At 62.6% G+C, this 24,191-nt stretch carries 22 protein-coding genes, 1 pseudogene and 1 riboswitch; of the genes and pseudogenes, 11 read left to right on the top strand and 12 right to left on the bottom strand.

The genetic code is table 11. The annotated features are described in order from the left end of the window. Nucleotides 1-9: 9 nt before the first annotated feature. From OLX23_RS21230 to OLX23_RS21215, 4 genes and pseudogenes are all read right to left on the bottom strand, one after another. Nucleotides 10-507 (bottom strand): annotated as a pseudogene (locus OLX23_RS21230) (chloride channel protein); the annotation flags it as partial. Between the two features lie 134 nt (nt 508-641). After that, a riboswitch (Fluoride riboswitch) is annotated at nt 642-717 on the bottom strand. Nucleotides 718-1,010: 293 nt separating this feature from the next. After that, the gene (locus OLX23_RS21225) at nt 1,011-1,970 is read right to left on the bottom strand and encodes a hypothetical protein (protein WP_264447166.1); all 960 of its coding nucleotides are present in this window, start codon (nt 1,968-1,970) and stop codon (nt 1,011-1,013) included. Nucleotides 1,971-2,018: 48 nt separating this feature from the next. Continuing rightward, nucleotides 2,019-3,044 carry a zinc-dependent alcohol dehydrogenase gene (locus tag OLX23_RS21220; protein ID WP_264447279.1) on the bottom strand — a complete coding sequence of 342 codons (1,026 nt, stop codon included), beginning with the start codon at nt 3,042-3,044 and terminating at the stop codon, nt 2,019-2,021. 29 nt (nt 3,045-3,073) lie between these two features. Then, the gene (locus OLX23_RS21215; protein WP_264447165.1) at nt 3,074-3,934 is read right to left on the bottom strand and encodes an SDR family NAD(P)-dependent oxidoreductase; all 861 of its coding nucleotides are present in this window, start codon (nt 3,932-3,934) and stop codon (nt 3,074-3,076) included. Between the two features lie 169 nt (nt 3,935-4,103). Here OLX23_RS21215 and OLX23_RS21210 point away from each other — a divergent pair, with 169 nt between their 5' ends. After that, entirely contained in the window at nt 4,104-4,757 is a 654-nt protein-coding gene (locus OLX23_RS21210) for a GntR family transcriptional regulator (protein ID WP_264447163.1), read from the top strand. A 177-nt stretch (nt 4,758-4,934) separates the two neighbouring features. Here the strand turns inward: OLX23_RS21210 and OLX23_RS21205 are convergent, their stop codons facing one another. Beyond that, nucleotides 4,935-5,951 (bottom strand): AraC family transcriptional regulator, encoded by a 1,017-nt coding sequence (locus tag OLX23_RS21205; protein WP_264447162.1) that lies wholly within the window; start codon nt 5,949-5,951, stop codon nt 4,935-4,937. A gap of 229 nt (nt 5,952-6,180) precedes the next feature. Between OLX23_RS21205 and OLX23_RS21200 the strand changes: the two genes are divergently transcribed. Next, a complete protein-coding gene (locus tag OLX23_RS21200) occupies nt 6,181-7,239 on the top strand; it encodes an alpha/beta fold hydrolase (RefSeq protein WP_264447161.1) in 1,059 nt (352 codons plus the stop codon). A gap of 40 nt (nt 7,240-7,279) precedes the next feature. Here the strand turns inward: OLX23_RS21200 and OLX23_RS21195 are convergent, their stop codons facing one another. Next, a complete protein-coding gene (locus tag OLX23_RS21195; protein WP_264447159.1) occupies nt 7,280-9,769 on the bottom strand; it encodes a TonB-dependent receptor in 2,490 nt (829 codons plus the stop codon). Between the two features lie 312 nt (nt 9,770-10,081). Between OLX23_RS21195 and OLX23_RS21190 the strand changes: the two genes are divergently transcribed. The 5 genes from OLX23_RS21190 to OLX23_RS21170 all read left to right on the top strand — a co-directional run bounded on the left by OLX23_RS21190 (nt 10,082) and on the right by OLX23_RS21170 (nt 14,288). Next, on the top strand, nt 10,082-10,921 hold the full coding sequence (locus tag OLX23_RS21190; RefSeq protein WP_264447158.1) for an SDR family NAD(P)-dependent oxidoreductase: 840 nt from the start codon (nt 10,082-10,084) through the stop codon (nt 10,919-10,921). A gap of 2 nt (nt 10,922-10,923) precedes the next feature. Beyond that, nucleotides 10,924-12,084, top strand: a complete 1,161-nt coding sequence (locus tag OLX23_RS21185; RefSeq protein WP_264447156.1) for an LLM class flavin-dependent oxidoreductase — start codon at nt 10,924-10,926, stop codon at nt 12,082-12,084. Between the two features lie 141 nt (nt 12,085-12,225). Then, a complete protein-coding gene (locus OLX23_RS21180; RefSeq protein WP_264447155.1) occupies nt 12,226-13,491 on the top strand; it encodes an MFS transporter in 1,266 nt (421 codons plus the stop codon). Nucleotides 13,492-13,527: 36 nt separating this feature from the next. After that, nucleotides 13,528-14,061 carry a hypothetical protein gene (locus OLX23_RS21175; RefSeq protein WP_264447154.1) on the top strand — a complete coding sequence of 178 codons (534 nt, stop codon included), beginning with the start codon at nt 13,528-13,530 and terminating at the stop codon, nt 14,059-14,061. Continuing rightward, complete coding sequence (locus OLX23_RS21170) at nt 14,058-14,288, top strand: hypothetical protein (protein ID WP_264447153.1); 231 nt, start codon at nt 14,058-14,060, stop codon at nt 14,286-14,288. The genes OLX23_RS21175 and OLX23_RS21170 overlap by 4 nt, the downstream gene beginning before the upstream one ends. Before the next feature lie 19 nt (nt 14,289-14,307). Here the strand turns inward: OLX23_RS21170 and OLX23_RS21165 are convergent, their stop codons facing one another. Further along, the gene (locus tag OLX23_RS21165; protein WP_319641339.1) at nt 14,308-15,099 is read right to left on the bottom strand and encodes an alpha/beta hydrolase; all 792 of its coding nucleotides are present in this window, start codon (nt 15,097-15,099) and stop codon (nt 14,308-14,310) included. Nucleotides 15,100-15,592: 493 nt separating this feature from the next. Here OLX23_RS21165 and OLX23_RS21160 point away from each other — a divergent pair, with 493 nt between their 5' ends. Next, on the top strand, nt 15,593-15,880 hold the full coding sequence (locus OLX23_RS21160) for a hypothetical protein (protein WP_264447151.1): 288 nt from the start codon (nt 15,593-15,595) through the stop codon (nt 15,878-15,880). An 81-nt stretch (nt 15,881-15,961) separates the two neighbouring features. Then, nucleotides 15,962-16,177, top strand: coding sequence for a hypothetical protein (locus OLX23_RS21155; protein WP_264447149.1), 216 nt, complete (start codon nt 15,962-15,964; stop codon nt 16,175-16,177). Nucleotides 16,178-16,273: 96 nt separating this feature from the next. Here the strand turns inward: OLX23_RS21155 and OLX23_RS21150 are convergent, their stop codons facing one another. Together OLX23_RS21150 and OLX23_RS21145 are read right to left on the bottom strand one after the other, a co-directional pair. After that, on the bottom strand, nt 16,274-17,602 hold the full coding sequence (locus OLX23_RS21150; RefSeq protein WP_264447147.1) for a type II toxin-antitoxin system HipA family toxin: 1,329 nt from the start codon (nt 17,600-17,602) through the stop codon (nt 16,274-16,276). Next, the gene (locus OLX23_RS21145) at nt 17,602-18,177 is read right to left on the bottom strand and encodes a helix-turn-helix domain-containing protein (RefSeq protein WP_264447146.1); all 576 of its coding nucleotides are present in this window, start codon (nt 18,175-18,177) and stop codon (nt 17,602-17,604) included. Before OLX23_RS21145 ends, OLX23_RS21150 begins: the two co-directional genes overlap by 1 nt. Nucleotides 18,178-18,594: 417 nt before the next feature. Here OLX23_RS21145 and OLX23_RS21140 point away from each other — a divergent pair, with 417 nt between their 5' ends. Both OLX23_RS21140 and OLX23_RS21135 read left to right on the top strand, forming a co-directional pair. Beyond that, entirely contained in the window at nt 18,595-19,083 is a 489-nt protein-coding gene (locus OLX23_RS21140; protein WP_264447278.1) for a tRNA-dependent cyclodipeptide synthase, read from the top strand. A gap of 11 nt (nt 19,084-19,094) precedes the next feature. Then, nucleotides 19,095-19,427: a hypothetical protein gene (locus tag OLX23_RS21135; protein ID WP_264447145.1), complete on the top strand. Its 333-nt coding sequence runs from the start codon at nt 19,095-19,097 to the stop codon at nt 19,425-19,427. Nucleotides 19,428-19,718: 291 nt separating this feature from the next. Here OLX23_RS21135 and OLX23_RS21130 read toward each other — a convergent pair whose 3' ends face one another. The 3 genes from OLX23_RS21130 to OLX23_RS21120 form a co-directional block, all read right to left on the bottom strand. Beyond that, on the bottom strand, nt 19,719-21,848 hold the full coding sequence (locus OLX23_RS21130; protein ID WP_264447143.1) for a TonB-dependent receptor: 2,130 nt from the start codon (nt 21,846-21,848) through the stop codon (nt 19,719-19,721). Nucleotides 21,849-22,005: 157 nt separating this feature from the next. Beyond that, nucleotides 22,006-22,935, bottom strand: coding sequence for an NAD-dependent epimerase/dehydratase family protein (locus OLX23_RS21125; protein ID WP_264447142.1), 930 nt, complete (start codon nt 22,933-22,935; stop codon nt 22,006-22,008). 28 nt (nt 22,936-22,963) lie between these two features. After that, nucleotides 22,964-24,181, bottom strand: coding sequence for a cytochrome P450 (locus tag OLX23_RS21120; protein WP_264447140.1), 1,218 nt, complete (start codon nt 24,179-24,181; stop codon nt 22,964-22,966). Nucleotides 24,182-24,191 lie beyond the last annotated feature (10 nt).

Genomic DNA, 24,191 nt, shown 5'->3' with positions numbered 1-24,191 from the left:
GCCGACCAGCGCGGCTAGCAGGCAGGGAACAAGGCCGGCGTATTGGATGCGACCGATCGCGAGAACTTCGAGCGCAAACACAGCGCCTGCGAGTGGCGTGCCGAAGACGGCGCCGAAGCCCGCGGCGATGCCAGCCATCAGCAGAATGCGCACGCTCGGCGCGTCGAGGCGGAACCGGCTGGCCACGGCGCTGGCTAGGCTACCGCCGAGTTGTACCGCCGTTCCTTCGCGGCCGGCCGAGCCGCCCAGCAGATGCGTTACAATAGTACCGGTGAACACCAATGGTGCCATCCGCAAGGGCACGCCACCGTCCGGCTCGTGGATCTGCTCGACGATCAGGTTGTTGCCGGCTTCGACGCTGCGGCCTGTCAGATTGTAGGCAAATGCGACAAGGGCGCCGCCGACCGGAAGCAGGAACAGTAGCCAAGGGTGATCAAACCGTGCACGTGTCGCCGCATCGAGGCTCCAGAGGAATGCGGCGCAGAGCGTCCCGACGCCGACGGCCATCGGGACCAACAGTAGCACCCAGCGCAGAACCGACACCGCGTGGTCGTGTCGATGGCGCACGAAGGCGGCCAGGTTCAATCCGTCGAACAGGTTCTGAAAAGTCGCGCGCACGATTCCTCCTTGCTGCCTTGCGGCGCCTGGTAGGAATCATCGGCCCTTGCGAGGGCGGTTCGGCACGATGCCCGGCAGAAATCCATTGCCGTGGCCGTTCCTATGCCGAGTTGAACATCGTGGGTCAACGCCGGTGTCGGGCGGCTTACACACAACATCATTGTTTGCCGACCGAGCCGCCGTTCACGGGGCCTTCGCGACGCTTTGGGCGCGACTTTCGAGTTTAGCCGACAGCGTCAAGACCGCGATCGCTCCGAATTCCGGATGGCACCTCCGATACTCGTCTTCGGTCACCCACAGTTTGGCGCAATGATCGACCATCTTTGGGGTGTTCGCGACTGCTAGCGTGGAAAATTTCTGCTTTGCGACGCGCGGCGACGGGAAGTGACAGTCTAGGCGGGGGGACTAGGCCACGTTACGGATCGGGACCAGCCATGCATGCGGTCCCAGAACAATTGCCGCGTTCCGGCGTAGGTCTGGCAGTGTGCTGCGTGCGGAAGCAGATACATTGTGAAATCGGTGCAACGGGAAAAACGCGCTGCCTCGGCTTGCGGATCTGGCGAGACGTCGCGCTCGCTGTTACCGAAGAAAACCGGCACGTCGATCGCAGCCGCATCCTCCTTGATGATGTCGAGCCTGATGGAATCGAGCCCGATCTGGGTGGGCGTTGGGACGGCCAAAGTATCGTCGAAAGCGATGACCTGCGCAGGTACGTCGCCCCAATAGAAATTATAGCGCTGGGCCGCGCGGTCGTTTTCCGCATAGTCCACATAGGGCTCGGGGGGCATGTAGTCGCCCGCGCGAACGCGCGTCGTCCCGTGATAGAAATGTACGCCCTGCGTCGTGTAGCCGAGGAACATGATCGCATCATAGGTCCGGTGCCGGGCTTGCTGGACAACCGTCTGCATGGCCCCCATCGAGTGCCCGCCACCGATCCGCACGGGTGCAGCGAGCGGCGGGAGGGTAGGGTGAACGTCACCCTCAGCGAGGCGCCGATGGATCTCCTCAACGGCTGCATGCATGGCGCTCGCACAGATCTGGCGCGTGGCTTTCGACTGATTGGGTGCGCGCGAACTTTCGCCGACCCCCAAATGGTCGGCAAGGATCACGACATTGCCGAGTGCGGCAAGGTGTTCGGCAGCGCTATAGCCGGAAAATCCCGGAATGACGGCATGATGGTAGCGCTTGTCGTAACTGCCGCCGGCTAGCAGGGTCATCGTCACGGGGCGCTCGCCCAATGTCACCGGATCGTCGGGGAAGAACAGCCAAGCCGATATCGTAAGCCGCTTTCCGTCGGTGACGTCGGGTGGCAGGGAGTCCGTCACCTCCACGTCGAGAGCAATCGGTCCCACGGCTGAACTCCTCGTTGCTGGTTTGTCCTCTCGCCCGCGAAGGGCGCGTCAGAACGAGATGCAGACCTTCTGCGCCTCGTCGGGTTTGGCCGCGAGCGCGATTGCCTCGCTGATTTGATCGACCGGAAACTCGTGGGTAACGAGCGACGAGAGGTCATATCGCCTCGAACGCATCATCTCGAGAATAACCGGCAGCAGGTTTTCGGTAGTCTCGCTGCCGCAGCCGCGGATTTGCCAGTTGTTGAAGGCAATCTCGGTGAAGTTGAGCGAAGTGGCTTCCTTATGGACGCCGACGATGGACATGCTGGCACCAGGACGGGCCAGGGCCGCGAAATCGTGGATGACCGACGGCACTCCAACGCAGTCGACATAGAGCTGCGCGCCGCACTTCTCGGACGGATATCCGCGCTGCGTACCGAACTCGGCGATGGCTTTCGCCTTCAGGTCTTCGCGGCGGGGGTTGCAGGTCAGGAAGCCGAGCCGGCGCGCGTTCTCGAGCCGGAAATCGGAATAGTCGACGACCATCACCTTTTTGCAGCCCAGCCAGTCGAGCATGATCGCGCTGGTCATGCCGATGATGCCGGCGCCGAAGACGATGGCGGTATCGCCCGCCTGAGGCAGCAGGCCCTGAACGGCCCGCGCGCCGATGACGAAGGGTTCGAACAGTACGGCCGTTCGCGTCGGCAGGTCGTTGTCGATCGGCAGCAGGCTATAGCCGACCTCGCATTGGGGGATCCGCAGATAGTTGGAAAAGCCTCCCGTCGCCGAGATACGGCGCGCATCGCGAAAGGCCCTGTCCTGGTTGACGAAGACCCGGTCGCCGATCGCGAGACCTGTCACGTTCTTGCCGAGCTCGACCACTTCGCTGATCGCCTCGTGCCCGAACTCCTCGTCGATCCAGATCCGGCTTTCCGGCGTGTGCTTATGAAATGCGGAGATGTCCGAGCCGCAGATGCCCGTGAGCACGTTGCGGACTATCGCCTCGTCGTCACCGCAGGGCGGGTACGGAAGGTCTACCACGTCGATGCTGCCTACCCCGCGGAAGATGGCGGCCTTGAAGGTCTGCGGTGCCATGCGTGAAGTCCTCTGGTCCATGTTCTGGTTCAATAGCCAGCCCGGGCGAGCAGGGCCTGGCTCTCGGTCCAGAGCCGCGCGGCGTCGCTGGCATTGCTGGCCGATGGGGCGGGCGTCACGAGCTCGCGATCGAAGTAGTACCCGCCCGTCGTGCAGGCGGCTTCGTCGGAGGCCGTCAGCCACGCGATCGTGCGCCCTGCCACATGCGGCGAGATCGTCTCAAGACTGGCGATGTAGGCCTGCATTTCCGGAACGGCGTAGCTCGAAAAGTTGGTGGCTGCTTCGCCAGGATGCATTCCGTGGGCGACGATGCCGTCAGCTTCGAGACGCCGCGCCAGTTCAAAGGTGAAGAGCAGATTGCAGAGCTTCGCCAGACAGTAGTTGCGCCCTGATACCCAGTTGTTCGTGCCCTGGAGATCGGCCCAATCGAACTCAGGGGCCTGACGGTGGCCCTCGGAAGATACATTTACGATCCGCGCCTTGCCGCTTTGCGCGCCCAGGCGCAGCGCGGGCAGCAACCGCTTCGTGAGCAGGAAGTGGCCGAGATAATTGCCCGCGAAGGTCGCCTCGTTGCCCTCGGGGGTGATTTCGCGCCGGTTGCGCACGCCGCCGGCGTTGTTGATCAGGGCGTCGATCTTGCCGGTGGTGCTCAGGATTCCGTCGGCCATCCGTGCCGTGCCCGCGAGTAGGTCGAGGTCGCCTACGATCATCTCGATCTTCGCCCCGGACGTCGCGGCGCCGCGGATCGTGGTCAGCGCTTCCGCACTTCGTTCGGGATTGCGTCCCAGGGCGATGACATTCCAGCCCAACCGAGCCAATTCGATCGCGCCGGCGAGGCCAACGCCCGAGCTGGCACCCGTCACGACAGCAGTCTTCGCATCGCCGGTCATCGTCGTCCCGAATCGTTATCTCTTTGCTCTTTAGGTGACAGTAACATTGAAAAAATCACCAAATCAAATATCGTTTTGAGCTTCTCAACCGCTCCACCTCGAAGGTCTGTACGTGCCAGCATCGAACCACCGGTCTAACGTCCCCGAGGTCGTCTCGCGTCTGCGAGCCGTGACGCTGGCGCGCGCAAACGACGAATTCCTGGGCAACGAGGAAGCGCTCGAACGGCTTCTCGGCGCCTCGAAGCCTACAGTCCGGCAGGCCGCGCGCGTACTCGAGCGCGAAGGACTATTGCGGGTCAGGCGCGGTAACAATGGCGGCTACTTTTGCGCAAGGCCGGACGCGAGCTTCATCGAGGCGACGGTCGCGAGTTATCTGGAGGTGCTCCAGGCCAGTCCCGAGGATCTGACACACGTTGCGACGGCGCTCTGGGTGGAAACGGTACGCAAGGCAACGGCACTCCGGGACGAGCGGCTCCTCAAGCTAGTCGCCCGCGGCCAGCGCGCCCTGGAGCGTCTTCCCAGGGATGCGAGTTTCAGTGCGATCCAGAAATTCGAGCACAAGATCCGCGCCGAGCTGTTCACGCTCTTGGAAAGTCCTTACGTGGAACTGATCTTCAACATCAACGCGAACTTCGCCCGGCGCCGGTTCGCGACGTCACCCGCAGGGGAAGACGATGCGTCGAGCCACGCCTTGTTCGTGGAGGCCTGGCGACGGGCCACGCGACTGGAACTTGATGCGATCGCTGCCGGGGATGAGCAGATCGCGGTCCTCGCCGCCAATCGCGCGCGGGCCGAAATGCACAGGCGGATTTGGGGCAAATAGGCAGCAAGCTAGAGTGGCGGGTCTAGCGATCGAACTCGGACCAAGGCGGTTTGCTTTGACCGTGATCTCAAAGACTGGCGTTTTTGGATAATCGGCCGGCTCCGATAATCGAGGAAGTTTTTGCGGCCCGTCTTTGCCTTCGCAGGGCAATGCAAAGCTTCCCGAACAATGGCTTGGCTAAGCCGCAGCCGGCCGACGAATAGCTGCAGGGCGGGTGAGGCTGCCGGAAAGCACGCTGAACTCGCGTGACGAACGGGTGATCTCTTGCGTCGCCGCGGACGCCGACCGCATCGTGCCGGGTGTCACTCCGAAATGCTTGGCGAAACGCCGATTGAACGCTGCCTCGCAGCCGTAACCGACCATTTCGCTGATTTCCTGGAGGGCCATATGGCTGTCGCGTAGCAGCTCGGCAGCTCTCTGCATGCGGACCGACGTTACGAACTCCATCGGCGACTTGCCGTAGCTCTGACTGAACTGGGCAGAGAAATTTGATCTCCCCATTCCTACGGCTCGGGCGAGCGTCTCGACAGTCCATCCCTTGCCCGGACTGAGTTCGACCAGATTGCGCGCTTCATCGAGTGGATCGGCGATGGCGATGTCCTTCTTCTTGCGGTGCAGAAGCTCTCGTCGCAACGCATCGGTGAGCATTGCCGACGCCAGTCGCGTCAGGACCAGCGTGGCGCCTGGGCCGAAGCCACATCGTGAAAGCAGGGCCGGATCGAGCGTGTCTTCGGCAGATGATCCTACGGAATGCCCCAGCCGAAGTGTTGGGGGAATTGACGCTCTACTAAGTCCTTCGGGCCAGGACATCCGGAGCCGGGCCGTGAGGAGACGGGCACAATAGTTGCCGGCTCGGCCGAGACGGATCGTAGGGGGAATGTCCACATCTTGTTCGGTCGACAGAAAGTCCAAGGTCTGCGTGCTTGCGGTCGCACCGGCCCGGATTGCATGGGCTTCGCCAGAAGCGACGACAATGCCCTCGCCGGTGCAAATCCGCACCGGTTCCCCGCCTGATCTTGCAAGTACGACCTGGCCGGCAAGGACCACATGCAGGAACACGGCATCGCTTGGCTTTACGGAGTAGCCACCCGTATCGGAAAGGTCGACGTAACACCAACCTCTGCCGCGCAGCTCCACCGCCTCCAGCAAATCGGCCATCGACGGCGAGCGGCTCGGGCTATTCACGCCTTTCATCGATCTGGTCTCTCCCGGATGCCATCTTCGACCATTTGTGGGCGCGTGGCGGTTGTCCGTGCGAAAACGATAGGACCGAGAGAAGGGCTGTCAACTCGGCAACTTGGCCGGGCGTCCAGAACGACTGACCAAGGGTCCGGCGGCATTGTAATGCCCGTGCAGATTCGTCAGTTAGGTGATGGATCGTTTGGGCAGAGCATCTGCATCGTAGCCCCGGGGGGTGGCGGGATTGACGGCAAGTATCGAGCTGAGAATCGACGTCGACGTGCCCGGCATTGCGGAATACGCGCAAGTCGCGGCAACGGTTGTCTTACCGCCGGCGGATGCGCTCAGCGACCCTCCGATCATCTGCTTTTCAAAGCCTGCGGGAAGCTATTCGCGCGCCTATTTTACCTGCGATCTCCCTGGGCCCGGGAGCGGGGCACAAGCCGACTGGCATGCGCGCCGCGGCTGGATCTTCGTGGCGCTCGACAACGTCGGGACAGGTGAGAGCTCGCGGCATCCGTTTGACACCCTGAGCCTTCCGGCCGTCTGCGAGATCAACCGGCGAGCCGAAGAGGAAATCCTGCTGCGGCTGGCCAACGGGATGCTCTGTCCCAACCTCCCACCCGTCATCCAGCCTGTCCGTATCGGGCTCGGACATTCGCTTGGTGGTTGCCTGACGATCATGCAGCAGGCCCATCATCGCTGCTACGACGGCGTCGTCGTGCTGGGGTACGGTCTATTTCATAATCATCCGCCCACGCCTCCGGGACTGCCGCCCGTCGTGGTGCCATGGTTCAGCAGGGACATAGCCGCTGATAGGCCCGGCGGGATCCTGAATCTCGACGAGGTCGAAGCCAGTCAGGCTTCAGGAACCGATGGCGGTGGTCTCACCGCGTTGCAGTGGAGCTCCTATTTCGATGACGTGTCCGAGGACGTCATCGCCACCGACATTTCACACTACGAGTACGCGGCTGACGGTATCCCGCCGATCGGAGCCCCGACGGTTCCCTGGGCCGCCACGGGAATCGCGGGCAAGGCCTCGAGAAGCGTCATGACGCCGGGCATCGTTATCCCCGAAGCAGCTGCCGTGACCGTTCCGGTCCTGCTCGCCATGGGAGAACGCGATTTCATAGCCGAGCCGGGCGGAGAGCCGCGTGCCTTCCGCTCGGCTCCGAGCGTCGATCTGTTCGTCTGTCCGAAGATGGGCCACATCCATAACTTTGCCAGCACAAGACAGCTTTTGTGGCAGCGCCTCGACAAGTTCGGTGCCTGGTGCGCAGAACTCGTCGAGGCGAACCGCTAGAAGATCCAGGGAAGCCTGGGCTGCATGACTTCCTGTCCGTTCAATTGCCGAAGCGGGTCTTCAAACGCGCACCGGCCATCCGGGGAGCGCCCGGCAGCACCGATTCCACGCCGATGGAATTGTAGCCGTTGCCCACGTTCAGCCATACCTTCTCATTGGTGACGTTGGTCACGAAAGCGGAGAGGTCGATCGGCTGGCCCAGCACGTCCGACCACGTCATGTTGAGGTTCAAGAGATCGGACGGCGGCAGCAGGCCGAAGGGATTGGACCGGGCGGTCGCGAGCTGACTATCGGTGTGCGTGAAGGTGGCGCCAAGAGCTATGCGGCCGATGGCTTCGTCGAGCGGCAGCGTGTATGTGCCAGTCACCGTAACGCGGTTCTTGGGGGTCAGCGGCAAGCTGTCTCCGACCGCCGGCTGGACGAACGATCCGTAAGGGCTGTTGGGATCGATCGCCGGGAACACGATCGCCTTGAGCTTGGTATCGAGATAGGCATAGCCGACGTCGAGCTTGAACCCGTCGAACGGACTGATCGAGCCTTCCACTTCGACGCCTTTGATCGTCGACTTGCCCGCGTTGACCGTGACGTTCGCGCCCGCAATCGGAATGCCGGGGCGCGCCAAGGCGTTCACCTGCACCTGTTGGTCGGAGAAATCGTTGTAGAAGGCGGCAAGGTTCAGATAGCCTCGCACCGCACCGTCGAAACTGGCCTTGGCACCGAGTTCATAGGTATCGACTTTCTCCGGGTTCCAGGTCTCGAAGGCGATGACGTTCGGATTGATGTAGCCCTGGCGATAGCCGCGCGACCATTTGCCGTAGACCATGAGGTCGTCCATCGGCTTGTATTCGACATCGATGAGCCAGGTCGGTTTCTGCGAGGATGTCTCGTAATCGACGTGGCATTGGCTGCGATCGGTAACCGTCTTGCCGATCGCAAGACTGGCACCTGGATAGCGGATGCTGTTGGAGCACGTCAGGAGCGGCGTGTTCGGTTGCGGGAACAGAATGCGCAGGTTTTCTGCGAAGGCCGTAGTCCGGTCCCAGGTGTAGCGAACCCCGGCGGTGACGCTGAACTGTTCCGTCAGTTTGTATGTGCCCTGCGCATAAAGGCCGATGCTGCGCGAGGCGAGCTGCCAGGAAGTCGACGTGATGGTCCCGGCGGAATAGTTCGGCTTGGTCGGATCGAGCCCGTTCTGACACTGCAGATTGAAATAGTCGGTGCAGGACAGGTTGATCGGGTTGAACGCCGCGCTGCGCCCCAGAGGCCTGCTCGATTCCAGATAACCGCCGATCTGCCAGTTGAACCGCCCGTCACTCGAGCGACCCTGGAGCTGCAATTCTTCCGTGAAGCCATTCTGGCTTGCGGTGGGATAGCCGGGCGCATGGCTGGCAATGATATAGTTGAACGGCCGGCCGGCGACCGGCTGCACATTCAGGCCATTCAGATCGAACCGCGTCTGCTCCTCGTACTCCGAATAGCTGGCGATGTTCTTCACCGTCAGCGTGTCGCTGACCGTCCAGGTCGTCGTGTTGATGACCTGCCATTGCCGCAAGTAGCTGCGGGGATCGGGATGCGCGTTCTCGACATCCCAGAAATCATCGCCGCGCGCGTTCTGGCGGTCGATCTGGGCGCAACCTTGCACGGTGAGCTGATTGAGGCCGCTGCGGTTGCAGGCGATCGGGCGTAGCAAGATGCCGTAGGTGTCCGAACGGCTGAAGCTGCCGATCGTATAGTTTTCCAGATCAGGGGTCAGGTCTGCCAGGATGCTGAGCCGAGCGGCGAGGTAGTCGACGTCGCCAACCGCATCAGGTCCGATCCCCGAGCGATTTCTCAGGTAGCCGTCGCGCTTGTTGCGGTCGACACCGAGGCGAACCTTGAAGGTATCTGCCAGCGGAACGTTCAGCACCGCCTCGACGCGTTTCTGGCCGTAATCGCCAAGCGTGCCCTGGACATAGCCTTCGAGGTTTCCGGTCGGCTTGTTGGGGACCAGCAGCACGGCACCGCCGGTCGTGTTTCGGCCGAACAGGGTTCCTTGAGGTCCCTTGAGCACCTGGACGTTCTGGAGATCGAACAATTGGCCTGGGCCCGAGCCGCTGCCGCCGGTGGTCGCGCCGGCCGATCGCGGGGCGACGACCTCGGCGAAATAGACGCCGACCGAAGGGGAAGTCGCCGGATCCTGCGAGAAACCGCGGATCGCGAACGACGCCTTGTCGGGGCCGAAACGTGTATTGGTCGACAGAGACGGAGTGTAGGTCCCGAGATCGGCCGCGGTGACGATATTGCGGTCTGAGATCTGTGCCTGGTTGAACACGGTGATCGAGATCGGCACGTCCTGTAGCCGCTCTTCGGTGCGGCGGGCGGTGACCACGATGTCGCTGCCGTCCGAACTGCTGCCCTGCTGCGCCAGTGCTGGCGTCGACATCGCCATCGCCATCGCGCTTCCGATCAACATAACCCTTTTGTGCTTCTTCCAAGCCATTCGTTCTCTCCCCTGACGAGGCGCCTGCGCGCTTCCTTTTCTCGCGCGCACTCCGCCGCGCGACCGCCGGGAGACTATGCCGTGCCGGCCGGCGGACCCTATGATCGACCCTCCATCTGCCGGAACTGATGCTCCATTGCGCAGTCCGCTGGAGCCTGCTGCGCTAAGGGAGATCTTCCCAATTCGGACGTTTCCAGGGGCGTCACGTGGCTCGGCGTCGTCGCGGCTGGACGATCAGTACGCGGTGCTGGAGCGGCGCCCCTTGCCCGGATCGCAGCATGCGGCGACTTTGCCCCGAGACCTCGATCTCGCAACGAAGATCGAGCGGAGGAGCAGGATGAGACAAGAAGGGACAGGCCAACCATGACGGTCGCACTCGATTTTACCGGCAAGACCATCCTCGTCTGCGGGGTCCACAAAGGGGGGATGGGCGGGGCGACCTGCCGCCTGATCGCGCAAGGCGGCGGCACTGTCATCGCTCTCGACAACCAGCAGGCCTATGTCGACGGCATCGCACAGGATGTCCGCGCATTGGGCGGCACGATCCATACGCTGACCGCGGACCTCATGGATATCGCGCAGTGCGAGCAGGTCATACCGCGCGTGCTCGAACAGTTCGGCCCGATTGACGGCATCGCCAATATCGCCGGGGGCACGCGCGCCGAGGAATGGATGCCGCTCGACGAAACGCCAGGCGACAGTTTCTGGAAGACGCTGCAGCTCAATTTCGCATACGTGTTCTATCTTTGCCGCGATGCCGCGGCGGAGTGGATCCGCACCGATCGGCCGGGTGCGATCGTCAACGTCGGCTCGGTCAGCGCCAAGGATGGCGCGCCCTGGCACGGTCCTTATGGCGCCGCAAAATCGGGGATCCTCGCGCTCACCCGGACCATGGCCAACGAATGGCGTGAATTCGGCATTCGGGCGAACTCGGTTTCGCCGGGCGCCGTGATGAGCGAGCGTGTCCTCGAAAAGGCTGCCAGTATGACCGAGCGCGTGAAGGCGAGCCGCGATCCGAATGACACGGTCATCATGACCGAACCACAGGAACTGGCCCAGGCCATCGTGTTCCTGCTGTCCGGCATGGCCTCAGGCATCTCGGGCCAGAACCTGACCGTCGATCGGGCGCTCAGCACCAAATTCTGCGGCGGCGCCCGGCGCAACCGCAAGGACTTCGACCAGACGAAACTGAACGGGAATTGATCATGGAACTCGGACTTCTCTACGAATTCGAAGCGCCCAAGCCCTGGGCCGGCGAACATCCCTGGGGGCAGCGTACGGCGGAGCGAATGGCTTACAGGAACTGCGTCGAGCAGATTGCCCTAGCCGACAAGAAGGGCTTCCACACAGCCTGGCTGGTCGAGCATCACTTCCGTGAGGGCCGCAGCCACATGCCCTGCAACGACGTGGTCTTGGGCGCCCTGTCGCAGATAACCGAGAATATCCGCCTCGGCTTCGGCGTTGCGCTGATGCCCCATGAATTCATCCACACCGCGCGCATTGCCGAGAAGGTCGCGACGGTCGATCTGCTGTCGCGCGGCCGGGTGGAATGGGGCATGGGACGCTCGACTCCGATGGAGCAGATCGCCTTCGACGTCGATGCGCCCAGTTCGAAGAAGAAGATGCTGGCCGCGGCCAAGACGGTCACCGGCATGTGGGAGCAGGAATACTACGAGGAGGATTCCGAGTACCTCAAATTTCCCAAGCGGATGATCACGCCCAAGCCCTACCAGTATCCGCACCCGCCCTGCTGGATGGCGGCCTCGTCGGAAGAGACGATCCGCATGGCCGGGCAGAACGGCCTCGGTCTGCTCTGCTTCTCGATCATGCAGCCGCTCGACAAGTTGGCCCAGCTCATCAAGGCCTATCGCGAGGAACAGCTCCAAGCCAAGCCCGTCACCTCGATCCACACCAACAAGGTGGGCGTCTACACGCTCGTCCATTGCACGCCGTCTCGCGCTAAGCTGGAGACCAACCGGCTCTGGGAATCGGTCTGGTGGTGGTACCAGAGCGTCGCCGAGTTCACTCTGAAATGGGAACTTTCTCACCTGCCGCCCGAAGCGCAGGAAAAGGCCTTTCCCCTGTTGAAGAAGCAGGCGGACGGCGATTTCGACATGAACCATTTCGACGAGCAGGACATGGTGATCATCGGAACCCCCGAAGAATGCCTTCGCAAGTTCCTGCGATACGAGGAAATCGGGGTCGATCAGGTCCTTTGCTATACGAACTTCGGCTATCTGCCGAACGACGCGGTGCTGGAGAGCATTGCGCTCCTCGGCGACTATGTGATCCCGGAGCTGAAGGCGGCGGGCGCGACCCGGACGGCGTCGGGGCTCGAGCGCTCGCTCAGGCTCGCAGCGGAGTAGCGTCGCTTGGATGCTAACCGGCCGCATGTCGGCGAGGGCGGGGGTGAGGCCGGGGGCCAGGCACCGTACCGGGTGTGCAACCAGTTCGGCGATGCCGTTTGGCCATCGCCTGCTCGCGCCTGGACGGCCTTGCTCCTGCTGATGGCAGGTCTGATCGTCTCGGTCCTCGACCGCGGTGTTATCAACCTCCTGGTCGAACCGATCAAAGGCGAGTTCGGCCTGTCCGACACCGAGTTCGGCGCCCTCCAGAGCATTGCCTTCGCCACCTTCTACGTCACCATGGCGATACCGATCGGCGTGCTCGCCGATCGGTATAAGCGCAGCCTGATCATCGCGGTCGGAGTGTGCGTCTTCAGCGCCTTCTCGCTGATGACCGGTCTCGCGCGGAATTTTACGCAGCTGTTCGTGGCTCGAATGGGGGTTGGTTTCGGCGAAGCCAGCATCAACCCCGCCGGCTACTCGATGATCAGCGATTATTTTCCGCCGGCGAAGCTGGGACGAGCGGCCAGCCTCTTCAGCGCGAGCAACTTCGTGGGGGCCTCTTTCGCTTATGTCCTCGGCGGCGTGTTGCTTGGCGCCTTCGAAACCCTGCACAGTCGCTCGCCCGGATACATGCTGGGCTTGGCGCCCTGGCAGGCCACTGTGGTCAGCATTGCCCTGCCGGGGCTGCTTCTTGGGCCGATCATGTTCCTTTTGCGTGAGCCGCCTCGTCAGGGCCTCGCGGGACGCAAAGTCGACCTCGGCCTGCGCGAAATCCTCGGTGAACTCGGCAGTCGTCGCCGTTTTCTCGTCCTGGTCTTCGCGGGCATGTCGATGGCGAGCATCATGACGCAGGCCGTCAGCGTCTGGACGCCGGCGCTGTTCATTCGCGTCTATGGCTGGAGCGCTACCCAGGCCGGCATCTGGATCGGCCTCGTGATCCTGCTCGGTTCGGTCATCGGAAGCTATCTCGGGGGCTGGATCACCGACTGGATGACCACGCGTGATCGCCTCGACGCGCCGATCCTGATCGCCACGGTCAGTTTCGCCGTTGGCGGCGTCTTCGGCGTCGCTGCACCGCTGATGCCATCGGGTGAAGGGGCACTTCTCATGCTCCTGCCGATGCTCTTCCTCAAGCCTATGGCATTCGCCTGCGCGCCAATGGCCTTGCAGATGGTCATGCCCAATCAACTGCGCGCCCAGGTGACCGCGGGCTATCTCACCATACTCAATCTCGTCGGTCTGGGGCTCGGGCCGATGATCGTGGGAATCATGACCGACCGTCTTTTTACCGATCCTGGCGATGTCCGATATTCGATGTCGCTCGTGTCGCTGGTGACGGTACCGGCCATGGCGATCTTGATGGCCTTTGCCATCCGACCCTTCGCTGACCTGCGCCGAGCCCTGGCGAGGAATGAAACGAACTGAAGAGAGAGCACCGCACGGGAGTTACGATGCCAAAGGTTGCCATTTCAACGCTCGAAAAGGGCGTCGCATCGCACGGGACAGGACGGGTATGAGCTTGAAGCCGGCTCAGTATCGGTCCTGCTTGGCCAATCGACCGATCCGATCAATGTGCATGTCATCACTCTAGAGCCCGGTGCGAGGCTCGTCTTTCTTCCCGCGACTGGTGATCGCGTCGCCTATGTTTGGGAGGGCGGCTTGCGCATCAGGGATGTGATCCTCGCGCGGGGATCGAGCATTGTCGTCGAGCGGCTCGCCGAGGCCGTCGCCGAGGGTGGCGATCTCGGCGCAAGGATCATCGTCTTTGCCGCCATGGCGCCGGTGTCGGGCTGCGCGGGCGGAGCGGTTCACCTCCTTCCTGCCGATAGAGTGCCGCGTTTCCTCAGCGAGAACGGTCTCGCTGGCGCCTGCATGCCGATGGGAGCTGCGCGACCTGCTCCGCCTGGCTGCATGAGAACGAATTTCCGCCAACCTCCGGCACATCGTTCCAATCTGTCGAAGCAGGGATCCACTGCCACTCTGAAAACGAGGTGATCTTCGTCGCCGCGGGCGAGATCCGACTTGGTCAGCGCCTGTTCGGCCCGGGTACTGCTATCGCGATCGCAGCCGACACTATGTACAGCTTCTTGCCGGGCCCCAACGGCCTTCGGTTTCTGAATTTTCGCGCCGAGCAGCCTTCTGCCATCCGCTTCAAGAACGGAAATGTGATCGACGAGGTCGGCTATTGGCGAGACAGGGTTGCGAGACCCGAATACTCGTGAGTGCTGTTGCTTCGTTCGGCTATGAGAAATGCGCGCCGCGGGGCGCTGCATTGATAGTGTCGATCAGGCGATCGATGAAATGCGTCACATGATCGAGGCATTGCGCGGCGCCCGGCAGGGTTAGTCCTCGTGTGACGGCGACGTGGTCCATTCCCGCAATAACCTCGAGGGTGCTCTGTACCCCCTCGGCCCGAAGTCGGGCATCCATTCGAATGCTGTCCTCGAGCAGGACCTCTCCCCGGCCGGTTACGATAAGTGTAGGCGGAAAACCATGCACGGAGGCGTGCAAGGGCGATGCAAGGGGGTGATCGGCCGGCGTGCCCTGAAGATAGAGGAGTGCTGCCGTTTCCGCGGTGTCTGCAGAGAACAGGGGGTCGCTTGCGGCATTGCTGCGGTAGGTCGGAGCGCTGACGGTGAGGTCGAGCCAAGGCGAGAGCATCACCAGGCCATCGATCAGCATGTCTTCACGCGAACCATTGATGGCGGCCAGCCCCGCGGCCAGACCGCCGCCGGCAGAATCTCCGCATACGATGAGCGGCCTGTCGCCATGAAGCTGGCGCAAGGCCTCGAGCGCGGACCAGGCATCCGAGAGGCCTGCGGGGAAAGGGTGTTCGGGAGCCAGCCTGTAGCGGAGGGCATAGACGCTGAGCCCGCAGCGACGCACGAGCGCTTCGGCGAAGGCACTGCTGATTTCCGGAGCTCCCTGCCGAAACCCGCCGCCATGCAAGTGCAGGAGCGTTGCCCGGGAGGGAACGTCAGCGGCTTCGAAAAGCAAGGCTTCGCGGCCGCCGACGACGATCGATGTCGGCACTAGGTCGGTCGACCATGCCCCGCCCTTCGTTGCCTGTGCAATCTGATCGCGCCTTTCAGCGAGATCACGCGGCGCTGAAGTTCCCCGTCTTTCCGGCGGAAGGTTGTAAGGCCAGGCTACGACAATTCTCCCCATCGCCTGCCAAGCGTCGCAGGCATTGCCGTAGGAAAGCTCACCGGTCTATTTTCGACAATGTCTGATGCTCCACTCGTCTGGTCGATCGTCCAAGAACGGACTGAACCGACAGCGGGCACACCGAGCCGCAGGAAGCGGCATGGCGCGAACGTAGCTCACTGGCTACGAAGGTTGGTCGAAGCCCGCTGCCTGCGTTTGACCTGACGGCAAACTCCCAGTTCGATCTCAAAGACACCTTCAGCGCGAGACGCTATCGCTGGAACGGCGACGGCACGCGACCCCAAGGCGTGATACCTCGACGTCGAGCACTCCCAGCGCGATGCCGAGATCAAATGCCTGCGCAAGAAGATCTAATATCGTGATGCAGATCCGCTGGTCCACGGCTGGACGCCCACAACCGGGCTTTCGGAACGGAAAACGGCAGGGCTGGAAGTTGAGCCGGGCGATCAGAAGCGCGAGGCGATCGTTGCGCTATCTCGCGTCTCTTGGAAGATACGGCTCCGGCGGCGGCGCTGCGCTTACCGCCATGGCCCGGCGGCTGCGATCGCATTTGCGGCGACGGCTTCGCATCCCACATGCCAGCGGTTCGCTGATGGCCGATCTGGAGGTCATCGCGCAGCGCCTCGAACAAATTGCGGTCGACTGAGCGGTACCGCCACGCGAGCTGGTGGACGCGCGAGCGCGCTTTCTTCAGCGAAAGCTCAACCTGCCGCGGCCTCGCGCAGCGATGTTTCTTCTGCATTTGGCGGATCGCCCCGAGCGTCTGTGCCGCTACGACGAAATCGAGCGTGAGATCGGCGGTCCCCACAATGCCCTCGCCGTCTACTCGATCTACATCAGGACCGCGCTTGTACCCTATGGGCTCATGCCTGCGATCACGGTCGAGAAGGGCAATGGCTACTCGGAGAGCGGCGGTCTCGAGCCGCAATCCAACAAGGCTTGAGATTTCGGTCGTTGGTGGTGGTTTTGTTCCACGACATGGCCGGCTTTCGTTCATTAAGCCGATGCGCCGGATCGGTCGGCCCCGCGATCATTGCATTCAGCTCAATGCCCAGCCACCGCCCTTGACTACATGCGCGTCGCGTTGTCGGATATTCAAGCCGAGCTCGAGTGCGGTGTTAAGATGGTCGGATGTCTCGCCCAAAAGGCGATCTAGCGCTCCCATCTCCTTCGGGAAGTCCGGAGATAGTGCTTCGAGATGCTCCAGCAGATCTCGCGCCGCGTTGGCGAGTAGCCTGCGGGCGCCCTTGGCGGGAAGGCCGATCTTTTCGCAGAATTGAAGAAGGTCGGCGGCCCCTACCTGCTCAGGCAATTCAGCTTTGCCCAAGCGGAATGCGAGGTCTTCCTTGAATCCGGCAACGGTCTGCACCGGGACAAGATCGTAGAACGGTGCCAGTTCGACCGAATTGCCCGGGTCATGGAATAACGTGTGGTTCTTGGCATGGTTGTCGTTGTTGCCGACTAGCAAATTAAAGAGCGTGATGCGCATGAACGTCTCGCGGGCGATCGCCGGCCGGTTGGTCGCTGCCAGGATGCGACCGATCGTAGTGGCGTCGAAACGCCGGCCAGGCCGTCCGCGCCTCTCGTACTTGAGCTCGGCCGGCAAGCCTGCGGCCTGTGCGAAGTCCTCCTGATGCCGGCGGTAGATGAAATCCCCGTCGATTATCCGGTCAAACCGCTCGATCAGCAAAACATCATGTCCCTCGACCGTATCGGCGATCGAACTGCCAACCTGGAACCCGCACCTTGCCGCAAGAAGCGTGAGAAATGCCTCGTCGCGAGCCTCGTGCCGGTGGTCGGGATCCGGGAGCTTGAGGATATGCGTTGTGGGAGCCCCGCTGCCTGGCTTGGGAAAACCGAAGCGGCCGTCGGGCAAGGCCGCCAGCGAGATCTTGGGCCTGACGCCTGCGACCGGTGACGGATCGCGCATCTCCTCCCGCAAGGGACGGCCCGTGGCGAGCCGCGTCACGATTTCGGTGAAAGTCGCTTCATCGATCGGGTCGTAGTCTTCCCGAACATTGCCGGGGCGCTTGACCGGCGGATGGTCGGTGCGAAGTACGCTGACCGCGCCCGCACAATCTGCGCCCAGGTGCTCCAGCAAGCCGGCGATATCACCGCGCTGGAGACCCTCGCGCGCCATCAGGCTCTCCAGTTGGCTGTTTTCCTGGAGCAGATTGTCGAAGTAGGCGCGAACCGGGACATCGTCGTAGGGCTCGTCGCGCAAGGGCAATGACAGGGAGAGGGGATGATTGTTGGCGTTTTTGAGCCAGTCTTGCGTATAGGCGAAAGCGAGGTTCATCGCGTTGTCGCGAACCAGATGGCCGATGGGGCTAGGCGCGGCCTCGATCCAGACATCCAGGACCAGCATCAGGATGTCCGGCTACGGGCGGTCAGGTCGATACCCGCGGCGATCGCGCAGCCTATCACCTTGTCGAACTCCAGCGAGCCCTTTCCGCCCTCCAGCTCGGAAATGAAGCGCCTTCCCACCCCCGCATGCGCCGCAAACTCGGTCTGATTGAGCTTCATGGACTTGCGCGCCTTGCGGATCATCCGGCCCAGATCGTCTGTGCTGCGGATTGTAGCGTTGGCGACGGGCGGCACGTTGGGTTTTGTCTTCGACGCGCTTGCCTCGTCCGGCAATTGTCCCAGTTGCCGCGCGAGGTCGGTCGCGCGCAAAGTGTCTGAGCTCTCCAACGAACTGAGGAAGTGCAGGAACACCGGGAGTTGGTGTTCTCCGATCCCGGCAAGCGCACTTTTGGACGTCGCCGCGATATCGTTTGGCCGATTGCCTGTCTTGGCGCCGTTGATCTTCGCCAGAAAATCCTTGAAATAGCGCTCATTCGCGAGAGGTAGGGCGACGGCCTCCAACGACTTGAGCAGTGCGTCACGCTCGTTGAGCCCTTTCAGGAGACGTGCCGCAGCAGTTTCAGGTGGAAGTGCCATTTGATCCCTTTCGGGAGCAAATTGGTTTTTTGTCCAGTGAAAGTCAATTAATTTTCCCGATCGGGTGCAAAATTAAAAAACGCCGGTGGTCTTAGTGATTTTGCGCTAGTTCGGGGGCATTGGAACATGTCGCTCATCCATCGAGGCAGTCTTCGAGCCTCAGCGCCTACCTTGTCGAAATCTCTGAAGCCAACTCGATCCACCGATGCGATCGCCACCGCAGTGGATCTGCTCCTGGCTGGAGAGTCGGTAAACCAATGGCGGGCTTGGTCCTGCATGCCCAAGCAGACAAACGCGGGTTCTTGAAACGCGTACGGGTTGGCGACCGCGGTTGCATCGGGCATCTAGCTCTGGCGCAGCGGGAGCAGGCCAAATGTCTGGGAGACCCAACTTCTTGAGACGTCCAACTGGAACGCCATCTCCTTTGGCAGTCATCGATACAAGGCCGCCCTCGACCGCGTCGCTCCCCTTGCGCGTGCGGGGCTCGTCGACGGGCGGGGGGCGTGCATGCTGGGCGTGTCGCTGGGGAGCGCGAATTTCGAAGGCGCCCGGCTTGAAGCCTGTATCGAGTGGATCACCGCCAACTTCACCGAGTACGCGATCGTCGTTGGCGACACCGTGTACAGGCTGACGCTAGCCCTGCTCGGAGGCTTGGATGAAGTTGCAGCGCGGCACCGGGCAATCGCGGCCGGGCGTGACTTCATCGCCACCTACGCGCCGCTGTTTCGACAGTACGTCGATCGTTGCACGTTCACATTTAGGCCGTTTTCCGAGGTGGAACGCCACCCGGGCTTTGCAAACCATCTAGCAACACTCCAGGATCTCGCGCGCAAGGATCCTGCATTCGCGGCTTCTGTCGAAGCCTTCGCGGACCTGTACCTCGCGCGGGCGACAAGCTCGATGTGAACCCGTTTGCCGTGTCAGCAGAACAGGCGCGGGAGATCGCTCGCGCCTACCTGCTTGAGGAATCCGCCTTGTTTGCCGTTCTTCGCGAAGAGGGCGGCTCGCTCATCGTCTATCCCGGGGCGATCGACAGCATTGAGGCCTTGTGCGAGGGCCGGTTTGCCGGGGCACCCGAACCGTTGAAGGAACTTGCCTTCGCATCACTCTCCCTTCGCAAACGAGGGCTGTTCTTTGCCGACGGCTCGGCTACCCGCGATCACCACTTCGACGAGAGCATCCGTCGCGCCGGCGGGCGGGAGTGTGAGCATTTCGCTGAGGAAGTCTGCCGTTTCCTTTCTATGGAGTGAGCTTGCGCCGTTCGCCGGGCGGTCTTGCGGACGCCGGCTACGTCGGCCAGCGGCCCGACGAACGGAAACGTCGCGGCGATAAGAAGGCTGCCGACCATGGCGATGAGTGGCGGCCAGCACAGGAGGCCAGTTTCTTCGCATTTATCCAATGTAGGTCATGCCGCCCGTCCCGTTGCGAGTGCGATTACGCGCGGTCCTGGCAGGGCGGAGGGCGACCAACCAAAACCGCTGCCGCGTGCGCAATGGGCCGGTGTCTTGCGACAATCCCGACCGGCCCTGCGCCTCGGCGGTTCAATAGGACATTCTGAAGTTCAGACCGTATTGGCGCGGGGCGCCTGCGATGGCGTAGCCCGGGGAAACGGTCGCCATCTGAACGTTGTAGAGCTTGTCGCCGATGTTCCGCATGTAGAACTCGACCGAGTAGTGGTCGTTCGCCTTGAACTCGACGGAGCCATTGAACACGGCATAGGCGGGCTGCGTCAGAACATTGTCCGGCTCGAAGAAGATGCGGCTCCGGCGACTTACGCCACCGGTGAAACGTAGCTCGCTGCCGTTCTCGAAGGGCACGGTATAGGTGCCTGTGAGATTGAGCGTCAGGCGCGGGGCTATCGGCGTGCGGTTGCCCGAAGCATTGCCCGGATCGCTCGCGGGATAGAAGCCGGGTGCCGTGATACCGGTGCCGGGGCCACCGAAGTTGGCGAAGCGCGAATTGAGCCAGCTTGCGCCCGCGGTCAGGTGCAGTGCCTTCGATACCACGATCTCGGCGTTGGCATCGACGCCGTCGATCTTGACCTTGGCCGCGTTGTAAAGGCCCGTGATCACGCCCACGCCGCTCGGGTTCGGATAGGTCGAGCGTACCTGGTAATCGCTGATGTCGTAGTGGAAGGCGGCGAGATTGAAGCGCAGGTGCCGATCGAGCACGTCGCCTTTCAGGCCGACCTCGTAGGCCATGATCGTCTGGGGGCGAACGGGGGGCAGGTTGGGGGCCTGGAGATTGAACTGGCCCGACTTGAAGCCCTTGTTGACCGATGCGTAGAGATTGAGGTCCTCGGTCAGATCCTGCCGCAGCGCCGCGCGATAAGTCACGTTGCGGTAGGTCACTTCCTTCAGCGCATTGCTCGAGCGGCTGAGCACGGCACCCGTGCTGGCCAGCGAGACTTCCACGAAGCCGACGGGAAGCTCGCGGCGATCGCTGGTCCAGCGCACGCCGCCGGTAAGATGCGTCGACGGGGTGAGTGCGTAGGTCGCCTCGCCGAAAACCGATATCGAGTCCGTGATGCCTTGCGCGACGACATGGCTTTGGGTGCCGCGCAGCAAGCTGCCGCCCTGGAGCTGATCGACGTTCGTCTTCATGTGGAGATAGAAAGCGCCCACCTGCCAGGACAGGGGATCGGTCGAGTTGGACGACAGGCGCAGCTCCTGCTGGAACGTGCGGTTCCGCGCGGGATAGTAGATGTGATAAAGGTCGGCGGGCAGCCCTTCGACGTCGAAGTTGCTGAGGTTCTTGAGGCTGCGATAGGCGCTGATGCTCGTAAGCGTCGCGCCGCCGAGGTCGAATTCTGCCTTGCCGCTGATCCCCCAGACGCGAATTTGCGTGAGATTGGGATATTCCGAGAGCGAATCCTGGCTCGCCGGCTTTCCGGTCAGAACGCCGGTGCTCGGCGTATAGCTGAGCGGCCAGAGGAACGTCGCGGTGCTATCGTCGGTTTGGTAATAGTCGCCCGACAGGGTGATCTTGAGATTGTCGGTCGGCTTGGCGACGAGCTTGCTTCGCAGGCCCCAGTAATCCTGCGTGCGGACCCGCTTGTTGAGCGTGGGATTGAAGCCGAAGCCTTCGCCCTGGCTCTGGCCGGTGAAGGCGACGTCCATTGCGACGTTCTCTGCGAGCGGCGCCGATGCATAGAGCTGGCCGGTGAAGATGTCGTAGTTGCCGACACCGGCCTGGGCGTTGAGCTGGACCTCATCGCCGGGCTCGCGCGTGATCACGCGGATCAGGCCGCCGGCGGCATTGCGGCCGAAGAGCGTGCCCTGCGGGCCGTTCAGAACCTCGATCCTCTGGATGTTGTTGAACGTGTTGATGGTCGAGGCGAGGTCCGGCATGTAGACGTCGTCGACGTAGACTGCGGTCGAGCCTTCCTCGCCCGCAGAACCGTTGGGCGTCGCGACACCGCGGATGACGAATATGCCGCTCGGCCCCGATCGCGTGAAGTTGAGGCTGGGAACGGCTTGTACGAGCGCAGACGTGTCCGCCACGCCGATGTTCTGGAGCGCCGAGGCGCTAACCGCGTTGACCGCGATCGGAACGTCTCGCAGCAGTTCTTCGCGATGCTGCGCGGTGACCACGATCTCCTCGAGACCGTTGCCGGTCTCGTCCTCGTTCTTGGCGTAAGCCGGCTGGCACATGACGGCCAAGGCGCTCACGGCGCCTAGCGTGAGCCTGCGGCAATACGGCGATTTCTTTGAAACAGGCATGACTTCCCCTCCGGCGCCGCGACGAGCACGGCTCTCCGTCTCGCGGCCCCATGTGCCGCGAGACATTTTGGTTGTTGAGTTTGGATGGCGGCTTTTGCCGCGCTTGCTATGCGACCGGTTCAGCAAGGCCCGCGTAGTAAGCGAAGCTGTCCTTGACGGTCTGGCGGAGCGTCCCGCGGTCGTAGCCGAGCAGCGCCGTGTCCTCGGCCGAGGGCTCATAGTTCGTGCCGCCGAATTCGAGGTAGGAAAGGACGTAATCGGGAACGAGAGCGTTACCGCGTGCGGTGGACAGGTCGCGAGGGCGCCCGGCTGCCTCGAACCAGAGCTCGAAGAATTCCTTCCAGCTGAGGTTCTCGTCGCCGATCATGTAGGCCTTGCCGGACTCGCCCCGCTCGAGACCGCCCAACATGCATTGCGCGATCGCGTGGCTCGACATGAAGTTCGCGCCGCCGACCGGCGCGCTCTCGGGAACGCCGGCGAGCTTGCCTTGCGCGAGCAGGGCGAGGGCGTGCCAGTGCTGGACCGGGACGCCGGGCGTGTGACCGACGATCCAGGGCAGCGCCGCCGAGCAGACATTGAAATTCGGCGAGCTCAGCGCTCGGATGGCATTGTCCGAGATGTCGCGCGAGCGAACGTAGGGGATGCGGTCCATCACCTGCGGCGCGACGAAGGAATAGAAGCTGCCCATGTAGACGCTGCGGCTGATGCCGGCCTTCTTTGCAGCTTCGAAGAAGCGGGGGAGGGCGACGATGTTGGCCTTTTCGAAGAAGTCCGCTTGCGAAGCCGTAGTGCCTTCGGAGTAGTTGCCCATGTCGCTGCCGGCGCAGAAGACGAGCCAGTCGAAGCCTTCGAGCACCCGGCCGTCGCTGAAATCGTCGTCGATGTAGTTTCCGGCAATGAAGGGGAGCTCATCGAGGCGCGATCCAGGACGAGGCTTCGAGCGCGACATGATGGTCACCTCGTGGCCTGCGTCGTGCAGGTGGAGCGAGGTCGCGCTTCCGACAAAGCCGGCGCCGCCGACAATCAGGGTCTTCATCTTCCTTATCTCCCGTTTTACGTCTTGGTCAGGCGGGGTCCCATTCGAGATCCAGCACATCGATGCCGATGGTGTTCGTCGTGTGGTATTCGTAGCGCCCGCCCTCAGGCAGGCGGATGTTGCGCATGCGTCCGAGGAAAGCTTCGAGCATGATCCGCATCTCGCGCTTGGCGAGATGGACGCCCAGGCACACATGCGGGCCAGTGCCGAAGGTCACGTGCCGAGGCCTGCGGTCGATGTCGATCACGTGCGGATTGTCCCAAACGCGCGGATCGCGTCCCGCCAGCATGGTGGGCAGAAGGACGGGATCGCCGGCCTTCATCGTCACGCCATCGAATTCGACATCGCGAGCGACAGTGCGCGAAGGCGCGCTCACGCCATAGGCCCGGCTGAACTCCTCGATGGCCGCGGGTATGTCGTGCGGATTTTCGCGCAGCCGCGTCTGCAGCTTCTGGTCGATCGCCAGATATCGCATGATCCAGCCCAGCGTCGAGGTGACCGTGTCGAGCCCGGCAACGAACAGCAGGTAGACGATCCCGAGGATCTCCGCCTCGTTGAGCGCCCGGTCGGCGAACCGACCCGTGAGGATCGCCTGCATCACGTCTGTCGAAGCCTGCGGGCGCGCTTGCTCGCTGGCGATGTGCTGCTTGAGATAGTCGATGATGGCTTGGCCCGCGGCGAAGCTGGATTCGGGCGTGGCGCCGTGGATGATCTCTTCTTCCCAGGCGAGAAACTGGGGCAGGGCCTCGGCGGGCAGGCCCAGCAGCGAGATGACGATGGCGTTGGGCAGGATAGCCGCGAACTCGGACACGAATTCGCACGAACCGCGATCGACGAAGCTATCGATGAGCTGATCGCACAGGTCCTGAACCGCCGAGTTCCGGTTCTTCATCGCCGCCGGCGTGAAAAGCGGGTTCAGGACATTGCGGTAGTGGCGATGCTCCGGGCGATCAGCCTCGACGGGGAGCAGGAGCCAGCTCGAGTCCATGACTGCGGCGTTGGCCCCGCGCTTGCTCGAGAACATCTCCCAGTCCGCGAAGCCCTTCTCGATCAGCGCATGCTGGGTGAGTACCCAGGCAGGCCCTCCATGGGCTGCGGTCGGCACCCAGATCGCTCCGGGACCATCGTGCAGGCGGCCGGCCGTTACGAAGGGATCGTCGCCCCCCTGCAGGAACGCGGCCAGGTTGTGATCCCAGACACGATCCTTGGGGACGTGCGGGGGAACTTCGGTGGTTGCGGTGATCATCACTCTATCC

Source organism: Novosphingobium sp. JCM 18896, assembly GCF_025938095.1.
GTDB lineage: Bacteria > Pseudomonadota > Alphaproteobacteria > Sphingomonadales > Sphingomonadaceae > Novosphingobium.
Note: the sequence above shows the minus strand (reverse complement) of the source record. Positions and strands in the feature narration are given on the sequence as shown.